The organism is Soonwooa purpurea, from assembly GCF_053891095.1.
Map to the genome: position 1 here is coordinate 1 of NZ_JBSSMA010000023.1, position 10,060 is coordinate 10,060.

The following is a 10,060-nucleotide window of genomic DNA, read 5'->3' on the forward strand; positions in this document are numbered from 1 at the left end:
CCACTCATGCTTTTCAATTCTGCAAATTTTTGTAAGTTAGCAGTATTGAAAAAGCATTCGCTACGTTTGTTCTTTCCTAGAACTTTTTGTTCTTCGAAAGCCCGCACTTCGCCAATACTTTTTCGTTGTACGACATTTTACACCAATCCCACACAAAAAAACTTAATATGGAAAAAGATTTATTAGAATTCATTGAGTATCATAAAATTGATAAAAATGATATTATTGACGCAAATGGAAAAAGCATCTCTGATTTAAAAGATGAAATGAAGAAAAATGATATACTTTTTGCGTATAATACAACACCTTGCGGAAATGCAGGTCATACAATAAGAGATAGACATTCGCATTGTATTGTTTGTAATACTGCACATATTGCATTTATGAAGAGAACTAAAGAAACTGGTTATGTTTATATTGCAGGAAGTATTATAAAAAACTTCATAAAAATTGGAATGACAACCGAAGATCCTGAAAAAAGAATTGGAAAACTTAATTCAAGAAAAGTTGGAAACACAAATGATTGGGTTGTAATCAAAGCTGTAAAGTGTGATTATGCAAATCAGGTAGAAATTGGAATACAGCAACAACTAATAAAATATAAAGTTGAAGGTGAAATTTATGATGACAATACTGAATCTAGCGAAATTTATCGATGTAAGTATGATAAAGCCAATCAAGTTTTCGAAGAATACTTTCAAAACAAAGGAATAATTAGAAAAGAAAATAAATCATATTTAGTTAATCCAGAGAAATATAATACCTTTAGAAATATTGCTAACCCAAAGTATATATAATAAAACGTCGTACAACATTGTATTGGCAAAATGCGGGGAAAAGTAAAAAATTAAAAAGCAGTAATATTATTCCGCTCATGCTTTTCAATTCTGCATTTTTTTGTAAGTTAGCATAATCGAAAAAGCATTCGCTACGTTTGGTCTTCCTTGAACTTTTAGTTCTTCGAAAGCCCGCACTTCGCCAATACTTTTTCCGTTACACGCAATAGATTAGCGCGTTTTTCGGATAATAATTTCTCTTTTTTTAACATTGAAATTTTAGGTTTTATAAGAAAAAATTCAGTAGAAATATTGGGTTTAAAAAGTTCTTTAATTTTCTTGAAAACACTTTTCTCGACAAATAAATTTCGAGTTTTTTTCGCTTAAAATTTCGTAACGTTTTAAGCTTCTTCTACTCTTTTCTTTTTTATAATTGAAATTTTTCCCATTTGAAAAAAATCAGAAAATATCAACTTCAGAAACCAGAGTTGAAAGATTTATCATTTTTAAGATTTTCATAAAAATAATTTCATTTTTTACGAATTTTCAATTTTACTTTGCGCAAAAACAATCGAGAAAAATTTCAGATAATTTAGTTTTAAATTTTGCGGGAAAAATGCAGTTTGAAAACTGGTTAAGTTTCGTTTTATTCTTTTGATTTGTTTGTGATTTAATTGCTCATAATTTTTTAGAACTATTTTTCAGCGTTGAAAAGTTCTCATTTTCTACTGCGCGTAACAGTGTATTGGCAAAATGCGGGATTTTGGGAACGTTGAAATTTTGTAAAAATATTCCGCCGAATGCTTTTCAATTCTGCAATTTTTTGTAAGTTAGCAGAAGTGAAAAAGCATCGGCTACGTTTCTGAATTCTTGAACTTTCAGTCCTTCGAATTCCCGCACTTCGCCAATACTTTTTCCGTTGTACGACATTTTATCCAAACTCTCGCAAATGAAAGAAGATTCATTAAAACGAATTGAAATTGATTTAAAAAAAGGAAGAAAATTTATTGCGTGTGATAAATTAAGAAACTTAATAAATGAAAATCCTAATAATTTTGAATTAAGAGAAAAACTTGCTGAAATTTATTATGAAAGTGGTTTTTATGATCGTGCTGGATTATTCTGGATTTTAACAGAGCCTAAAAATGAAGAAATAAAAAAATGTCAAGAAATTTATCTTTCGACAGTTAATAATTCTGGAAATAAAGTTTTAAAAGATTTTCAATTTCGTGGTGATGAAAATTTGTTAAGTGAATATGCTAAAACTAAACTTCACATCCTACAAACAAATAGTTTTGAAAAAACTGGAAATGTACCTATTTATAAAGAGAAACCTAATTATTCGAGAAAGTCAAATTTCAAACCTAATAATTCAAAATTTCCTGCTTTAATATTTTTTTCCGTAATTATTTTTATTGGAATATTACTTGTCTTAGGATTTTACAAATTAGTTGAAATAATTGTGAAATAAAAAAACGTCGTACAACAGTGTATTGGCAAAATGCGGGATTTAAGGGTTAATTGATCTACTCTACTTTTTTAGTCGCCGCTGCTTTTCATATTGTTTTTTTTCTTAAATTAGACAATCTGAAAAAGCATCGGCTTCGCTCTGTCTGAATTGAACTTTCAGTTAAATCCAGCCCGCACTTCGCCAATACTTTTTCGTTACCTGCAATCCTACAAAAAATGTGTTTAAATGAATGAAATCGAATCGTTGATTAAATTAACAAACATAAGATTGGAAAAAAATTCAGATGAAATTGAAACTCTAGTTAATTTAAGCATTCAATATGATTTCTATAAACAACATTGCTCAAAAAATGGTATTGATTATTCTCTAATTAATGAATTCTTAAGTTTAATAAACATCAGAATATTTATTAACTTTTTACGAGGTGATATTTTAAGTTCTTTAAATTCATATAATAGAGCCGAAACAACATACGAGTCACGATTTTCAACAAGAAATATTATAGTGATAATCAACGAGGGAATAAAAAAAATTTACAATTTCACTAATATCAATGAAGAAGGAATTATAAAAATATCGAATCGAAATAATTCATTTTGGATAAAAAACATAAAGCCAATCGCATTAAAATATAAAAATATCCAAGTAAAGTATGAAAATATAACAAATACGCTCGATAAGTTTTTAGAAAACGATTTTAAAAAACTAAAATCTTATAGAGACTTATCGATTCATTATGATCAAAATTCTATTAAAGTAGTAAAAATGATAGTTGCAGTTGAGTATCAGGAAATTGAAAAATACGCTTTAGATTTTTTTAGTATAACAACTAATATTGTTGACTTATTAGAATCAACAATGGAAATAACTCAAAAGGAAATTCAAGAAAAATATAAATAATTAGGACTGCAGGTAACATAGGTTTTGCAAAATGCGGGCTTAAAGTCTAAGTTGAACTATTTTAGATATTTATCCGCAAATTGGCTTTTCATATTACTTTTTTTATTAATTTAACAATCTGAAAAAGCCATTTGCTTCGTTTCTGAATTCTTGAACTTTTTGTTCTTCGAATTCCCGCACTTCGCAAAGCCTTTTTCCGTTATACGACAGTCTTTACAAACAACACGCTATTAAAAATATTCCAGTAGTTAGACAAACAAATTGGATTGCAGTAATACCTCAATTAATTTTCATGGCATTACTAATTCTAACTTACTATTTACTGAAAATAAAAGAACCTATAATTTGGGGTTGCTTAACCTATTTAATTTTATCATTTGGATCTCGCAAAATTCTAGCGAAAGATCATAACCAGGGAATGAAATTAACGAAAGAACAAAAATTCGATGAAGCGATTAAATACTACGAGCAAAGTGCGGAATATTTCAAAAAAAACAATTGGATTGATAAATATCGATTTCTAACACTTTTCTCTGCTTCAAAAATGAGTTATCGAGAAATGGCCTTAAATAATATTGCATTTTGTTATTCGCAAATTGGAAATGGAGTTAAAGCCAAAGAATATTATGAAAAAACTCTAATTGAATATCCAAATAACATATTAGCAAAAACAGCTTTGAAAATGATTAAATCAGCACAAAATATAGAAAATAACAAGACCGTCGTATAACATTGTATTGGCAAAATGCGGGGTTTAAGGCTAAATTGAACTTCTCTACTTTTTTAGCCGCCGCTATTTTTCCATTTCACTAATTTTTTGTAAGTTCGTTTCATGGAAAAAATATCGGCTACGTCCGAACTTTCTTGAACTAAAGTTCTTCGAAAGCCCGCACTTCGCCAATACTTTTTCCGTTAGCGGTCATTCTAAAGACGACCCCACAGAACATAAACGAAAAATAAAAAATGAGATTTAAAACATTGACGTTGGGACTTCTAACATTATTAGGCTTGACAAGTTGCAACCAAAACACAGACAAGCAATCTAATGGACAAATCAACTCAAATTTGTTGGCGGACAAAGAAGTTTTTAGTTTATATAAAAAGACAGACAGTACCATTTATGTTGCAAGGGCATTAAAAACCAATAATGACAAATTTGACTTGCATTTATATGATTTAAACATATCAACTCCCGAAGGTGCTAAACAGACTTTCAATTCTGTTCAACAGTTAACGCATCAAGAACTCGAAAATAAAAGAATTGCATTACAAAGCAGTTACAATTGGACACCTTTCAAGGGTAATGAAGTTTTATTTGTTCAAATCCAGCCGACAGGTTTCAATGACGAAATGCAACTGCTTGACAAACGACAAGAAGTTGAAGATAAATTAAGTAATGCTCTTGAAAATAAAAAACTTGGAGAATGGTTCGCTGGCGACTTGGGACCTGGTGGTGGAAATATGCTTTATACTGTAACAGATATTGACAAATCAATGCAGATAATTCTTGATGTTTTGCAACAAAATAAATTAGACAAAAATGTTTCAATCGGAAGACGTGTTATGATTGACAAAGACGACTGGTTTTATGAAGTAATTTATCCAACAAATTATTCAGGCGACTTTAATACAATGTAATACGCGAAAGAAAAAGAACGAACCGCTAACAAGGGTTTTGCGATAGTGGGGCGAAACTGCAAAGTTCAACGGTAGTTCTTCGATTGAATTTTTGTGCAAAATTGAAGATTTGTGCTTCGATTGCCCCACCATCGCAAAGCCCCGAAACGTTAGCAGAAATTTTAAAGCATCCCGTGAAAAACTAATGAAACAACAGATTTTAAGAATAATTAACAGCTACAATTTTGAACAAAAGGAAGGAAGATTTATTGAGACTAAAGTTTGGAATGAAATATATGATTATAGTCAATTAAAATCAAAATTTATAGCAAAAAACAAAACAGCAGCACAAATTCATCAATTAAGAATAAATGATGAAATTCTTATTTTATTTCAAAATGGAATGAATGAAAAAGATTCAGTAATAATTACTGAAAACTTCATTTCAATTGCTGAAAGTAGTTGGTTCTCCAAAAATTCACAAACAAAAATAGAATGGAATAATATCAATAGTATAAAATTTATCAATCATTCGTTAGTGTTTAACCTTAAAAATGGAGAAATATTAAGTTTTGATATAGATATTTTTTTCGCCAAAAACAAAGAAAAAGCATTTACTTTAGTTGAACTTTTACAAAGAATTTTAAGAATCACTAAAGGAGAAAAAGAAACTATTGTAAAAATCAATAATTCTAAAATAGATCTTCGAAAACATAAAAAAACAATCATTGTATTTTCGAGTATTGGAATTTTCGGTATTTGTGCAATAATTTTATATTCCATTAGTCAACCTAAAAAAGAAATACAAACAAATTTATCATCAACTGAGAAACCTATAGTTGACATTCCTAAATATGATACAATTTGGAGTGATACTCCTAAGAAAGGTTTTGTAGAAATAGTTAAATTAAATACAATAAATGTCTTTAATGAACCTTATGAAGTCACAATGGAAGCGCATAAACTTTTAGGATTAATCAATACAAATGGAGATCGAATAATTATTCCTGTTGAAATTCCGCAAAATACAATTTATTGGATATATAGAATGCAATTGACAAATGCAAAAATTGAAGGTGGTTATACAAAATTGATTGAAGATGTAGATACAAAAAATAAAAATTGGACGATTGTAGATGCTCTCAATCCAATTAACAAAGAAAAATTAGCATCTTCAATTGCAGTTCAACTATTAAATAGAATCGATGCTCCTTCTAAAGAAAAACCTTTCACTAATGTTTATTTTATTTCACAGGAAAAAGAGGCTAAAAAATTTCAGAATAATTTGACTTTCGATAGTGATATTAATTATTCAATTAAAAATACACATTCGAGAAATGGACTAATGAAATTTAATAAAAATAAATTTGTTTATCTTGGTTTAGAAAATGATGGATATAGTGATAATATTTATGTAACATTAGAAGTTGTTGCTTTGACTGAAAACACAAAATATTTCAAATTGGAAAAAAAGTAAAAACTTCTGCTAACATTGTATTGGCAAAATGCGGGGAGAAGTCTTAGTTGAACTTTTTGTAATATTTAGCCGCCAATATTTTCCAATTCCACATTTTTGTTTAACTTAGTTCCATTGAAAAAATATCGGCTACGCTTGGTCTAAAATTGAACTAAAGTTCACTTTTTTCCCGCACTTCGCCAATACTTTTTCCGTTACACGCAATAGATTAGCGCGTTTTCGGATAATAATTTCTCTTTTTTAAACATTGCTATTTTTGGTTTTTATAAGAAAAAATTCAGTAGAAATATTGGGTTTAAAAAGTTCTTAAATTTTCTTGAAAACACTTTTCTCGACAAATAAATTTCGAGTTTTTTTCGCTTAAAATTTCGCGTGATTTTTAAGCTTCTTCTACTCTTTTCTTTTTATAATTGAAATTTTTCTAATTTGAAAAAATCAGAAAATATCAACTTCATAAACCATAGTTGAAAGTTTTGCCATTTTTTAATATTTTCATAAAAATAATTTTTATTTTTTACGAATTTTCTATTTTACTTTGCGCAGAAACAATAAAGAAAAATCTCAGATAATTGAGTTTTAAATTTTGCTGGAAAAATGCAGTTTGAAAACTGGTTAAGCTTCGTTTTATTCTTCTGATTTGTTTGTGATTTAATTGCTCATAATTTTTTAGAACTATTTTTCAGCGTTGAAAAGTTTCTCATTTTCTACTGCGCGTAACAGTGTATTGGCAAAATGCGGGATTTTGTAAAAGTTGAAATTTTGTAAAAATATTCCGCCGAATGCTTTTCAATTCTGCGATTTTTTGTAAGTTAGCAAAAGTGAAAAAGCATCGGCTACGTTTCTGAATTCTTGAACTTTCAGTCCTTCGAATTCCCGCACTTCGCCAATACTTTTTCGTTATCTGCAATTATTCCACTACGACTGTACATCCACATGAAAGAAAAATTGAAATTATCATTAAAACAATTATTTAAAATTTCAACAGTATTTACTTTGATGGTTTCCTGTTCTACAATGAAATCAGAATTAAATAATGAAAAATATTATTACAAATTCGTTGAGACATATATAAATTTTAGAAATAGGAATAATGAAGTCAATCCTGAAAAAAATATAATAATACTATCAAACATTTTGAATGACACAAAACAAACTACAAGTGTCTATTTTGTGAATCCAGAACTTCTGATTGATACTGAATACAAAAATGTGTATGGAATTGGAAAATATAAATTAATTACTACAAATGATAATTTAGACGTTAATTTTCCAAAAGCTAAATTCTTTAAAAATCTGGAATATGAAAATTTTAATAAAGCAAAATTTCCGTATACCTATAATCTCACACCTTGGACAATAATTATTGAAAAGAATAAAATTATGGAAATCTTTCCACAAAAAGATTCAATTTTAATAAGAAATTTGCTTGAACAACAAAAATTCAAGTTTATTACGAACTAAAAATACTGCAGATAACATAGGTTTTGCAAAATGCGGGGTTTAAGTCTTGATAGAAATTTTGTCAAAACAATACGCAACTGCTTTTCATATTGTTTTTTTAACTAAATTAGACAATCTGAAAAAGCATTTGCTTCGTTTCTGAATTCTTGAACTTTTGGTTCTTCGAATTCCCGCACTTCGCAAAGCCTTTTTCCGTTATCTGCTATCTCATAAAACCCGATTAACACAAAAAACATATTTTAAAAATGAAGAAACTTATCTTTTCGCTCGCATTAATTTTTACTTCAATTACTGCATTTTGTCAAAAAACATCAAACTTTGATTTTGAAAAGTATCCAGTAAAAGTTCAAAAATCTAAAAAGGCACCACTGAAAAATTTATCTAATTCCGTTACTAAAACTTACTCTCAAATGTCTAAAGAATTGTATAATAATACAAATGTGAATTTTGGAGGGCATTATATTTTGTTAAATATTGGTTCCACAAACTATGAAACTTCAGCAGTTTTAGCCGATATAAATACAGGGAAAATTTATGATATTCCAGAAAATAGTGAAGTGTTTTCTCCAGAAGCTGTGTTCAAATGCCTAAATGAGGAAACATTTATTACAAAACCAAACAGTAATTTATTGATTTTGAACAATTTTACAAATGGACAATACGACAAACCTGTAAGAAATCAATATATTTGGAATGATAAAACTAAAAAATTCAAACTGATAAAATCTGAAAAAATTGTCTGTAAAAATGAAAGTTAAAAGAGACAGCAGATAACATTGTATTGGCAAAATGCGGGGAGAAGTAACAAGTTGAACTACTCCACTTTTTTAGCCGCCAATATTTTCCAATTCCACATTTTTGATTAACTTAGCTCCATTGAAAAAATATCGGCTACGATTGGTCGTTCTTGAACTTTTAGTTCTTCGAAAGCCCGCACTTCGCCAATACTTTTTCCGTTAGCCGTAATTTTGTCCAAAATAACTCTTAAAACACGAGTAAATGACATTCTTCTTGATAATTATTTTAATTCTCATCTTAATTCCAATCGCTTTGTTTATGATTTTCGTAAAAAAATTTAACGGAATCAAAGAAGTTTCGATAATCTTATTTTCTATTGTATCAATATTTATTGGATTCAATTATATTTTAAAAAAATCAGACAAAGATATTATCAAAGAAAAACTTTATGAGGCAAAACTTTCAAATGTAAATAATTATAAAATTCTCACATCAAATAATGAAGAAAACTGGGATTATTATTACGAATATGAATTGAAAATATCAAATGAAGATAAAACTAAATTAGTAAATGAAATTTCTAAATCCAAAAAATTTCAAAAAGTACAAGAAAAAGAATTTGATGATTATCGGAAAAATGAATACTCGAAAGAATTAAATAATGACCAAATAATTCAAAATTATAGCATTGAAAATATTTATGTTAGAAAAATTACATTTCCTAATAGTTCTCGAGAATTCGAAATTGAGATTGATTCAGAATCCAATAAGCTAAAGATATTAGACCATTACTATTAAGAAAAACTACGGCTAACATTGTATTGGCAAAATGCGGGGAAAGTGCAAAATTGAAAAGCAGAAAAAATAATCCGCTCATGCTTTTCAATTCTGCAATTTTTTGTAAGTTAGCAGAAGTGAAAAAGCATCGGCTACGTTTCTGAATTCTTGAACTTTTTGTTCTTCGAAAGCCCGCACTTCGCCAATACTTTTTCGTTATGCGACATTTTATCCAAACTCGCTGTCAAAAAGAATTTCCGAATGAAATACAACATTGAATTAGAAACGAAACTTATTAAAAAATTCTTTGTAAAAGAAAAACAAAATCGACTAATTGAATTTATTCAAACGGAGAAAAAACGTAAAAAATTCATTGATGAACTGAATAAAAATAATCTTTTACAAACAGAACTTTTTGAAAAAATTAAAGGAAATGAATATGACGAAATTGAATCAAAAATTCGAAAAATTAAAAATCTAAAAAATTGCTATGTGATTTCCGAAATTTCAAATCTTGACGGGGACACTCTGGAAATTAAAGATGCGTTAACTCAAATTATCGGCTCTGATTCTGAATCTATTATAGTTTTTGGAGATTGTGAAATTGTATACATTGAGAAAGAAGGCTTTAGTAATAGATTTATAAGTATATAAAGCGATGCAACCAATTTACTACAAAATATTAACTTCAATTTTGTTCTTACTAATTCCAATATCTGATTATCCGTTTATGCACCTGTTATATTCGCAATTACTAGTCTGTCAAAGAGTTTGTCTCCAAAATACCGTCTGTTTAATTTGTAAATAAACTCGTTGAGATACAACTGTAAGTATTTCCTTTTG

The 10,060-nt window shown here is 28.4% G+C and carries 12 protein-coding genes and 1 pseudogene; 10 read left to right on the plus strand and 3 right to left on the minus strand.

Annotation, left to right across the window (positions count from 1 at the left end; all coding sequences use genetic code 11):
- Window positions 1-167: 167 nt before the first annotated feature.
- Window positions 168-797 carry a GIY-YIG nuclease family protein gene (locus ACVFVN_RS14045; RefSeq protein ID WP_456235763.1) on the plus strand — a complete coding sequence of 210 codons (630 nt, stop codon included), beginning with the start codon at window positions 168-170 and terminating at the stop codon, window positions 795-797.
- Window positions 798-1,583: 786 nt separating this feature from the next.
- Here ACVFVN_RS14045 and ACVFVN_RS14050 read toward each other — a convergent pair.
- Entirely contained in the window at window positions 1,584-1,706 is a 123-nt protein-coding gene (locus tag ACVFVN_RS14050) for a hypothetical protein (protein WP_456235764.1), read from the minus strand.
- A 19-nt stretch (window positions 1,707-1,725) separates the two neighbouring features.
- Between ACVFVN_RS14050 and ACVFVN_RS14055 the strand changes: the two genes are divergently transcribed.
- From ACVFVN_RS14055 to ACVFVN_RS14085, 7 genes are all read left to right on the plus strand, one after another.
- Window positions 1,726-2,247 carry a DUF6584 family protein gene (locus tag ACVFVN_RS14055; RefSeq protein WP_456235765.1) on the plus strand — a complete coding sequence of 174 codons (522 nt, stop codon included), beginning with the start codon at window positions 1,726-1,728 and terminating at the stop codon, window positions 2,245-2,247.
- 225 nt (window positions 2,248-2,472) lie between these two features.
- The gene (locus ACVFVN_RS14060) at window positions 2,473-3,147 is read left to right on the plus strand and encodes a hypothetical protein (RefSeq protein WP_456235766.1); all 675 of its coding nucleotides are present in this window, start codon (window positions 2,473-2,475) and stop codon (window positions 3,145-3,147) included.
- A 292-nt stretch (window positions 3,148-3,439) separates the two neighbouring features.
- Entirely contained in the window at window positions 3,440-3,877 is a 438-nt protein-coding gene (locus ACVFVN_RS14065) for a tetratricopeptide repeat protein (protein ID WP_456235767.1), read from the plus strand.
- Window positions 3,878-4,110: 233 nt separating this feature from the next.
- On the plus strand, window positions 4,111-4,785 hold the full coding sequence (locus tag ACVFVN_RS14070; protein ID WP_456235768.1) for a hypothetical protein: 675 nt from the start codon (window positions 4,111-4,113) through the stop codon (window positions 4,783-4,785).
- 184 nt (window positions 4,786-4,969) lie between these two features.
- Window positions 4,970-6,241 (plus strand): hypothetical protein, encoded by a 1,272-nt coding sequence (locus tag ACVFVN_RS14075; protein ID WP_431413262.1) that lies wholly within the window; start codon window positions 4,970-4,972, stop codon window positions 6,239-6,241.
- Between the two features lie 933 nt (window positions 6,242-7,174).
- Complete coding sequence (locus ACVFVN_RS14080) at window positions 7,175-7,702, plus strand: hypothetical protein (protein ID WP_456235769.1); 528 nt, start codon at window positions 7,175-7,177, stop codon at window positions 7,700-7,702.
- A 245-nt stretch (window positions 7,703-7,947) separates the two neighbouring features.
- Window positions 7,948-8,460, plus strand: a complete 513-nt coding sequence (locus ACVFVN_RS14085; protein ID WP_456235770.1) for a hypothetical protein — start codon at window positions 7,948-7,950, stop codon at window positions 8,458-8,460.
- 104 nt (window positions 8,461-8,564) lie between these two features.
- On the opposite strand, the gene ACVFVN_RS14090 is transcribed toward ACVFVN_RS14085, so the two are convergent.
- The gene (locus tag ACVFVN_RS14090) at window positions 8,565-8,708 is read right to left on the minus strand and encodes a hypothetical protein (RefSeq protein WP_456235771.1); all 144 of its coding nucleotides are present in this window, start codon (window positions 8,706-8,708) and stop codon (window positions 8,565-8,567) included.
- A 50-nt stretch (window positions 8,709-8,758) separates the two neighbouring features.
- On the opposite strand from ACVFVN_RS14090, the gene ACVFVN_RS14095 reads away from it, so the two are divergent.
- Complete coding sequence (locus tag ACVFVN_RS14095; protein ID WP_456235772.1) at window positions 8,759-9,238, plus strand: hypothetical protein; 480 nt, start codon at window positions 8,759-8,761, stop codon at window positions 9,236-9,238.
- A gap of 240 nt (window positions 9,239-9,478) precedes the next feature.
- Window positions 9,479-9,871, plus strand: a complete 393-nt coding sequence (locus tag ACVFVN_RS14100; RefSeq protein WP_456235773.1) for a hypothetical protein — start codon at window positions 9,479-9,481, stop codon at window positions 9,869-9,871.
- A gap of 74 nt (window positions 9,872-9,945) precedes the next feature.
- Here the strand turns inward: ACVFVN_RS14100 and ACVFVN_RS14105 are convergent.
- A pseudogene (locus ACVFVN_RS14105) lies at window positions 9,946-10,060 on the minus strand (IS1595 family transposase); the annotation flags it as partial.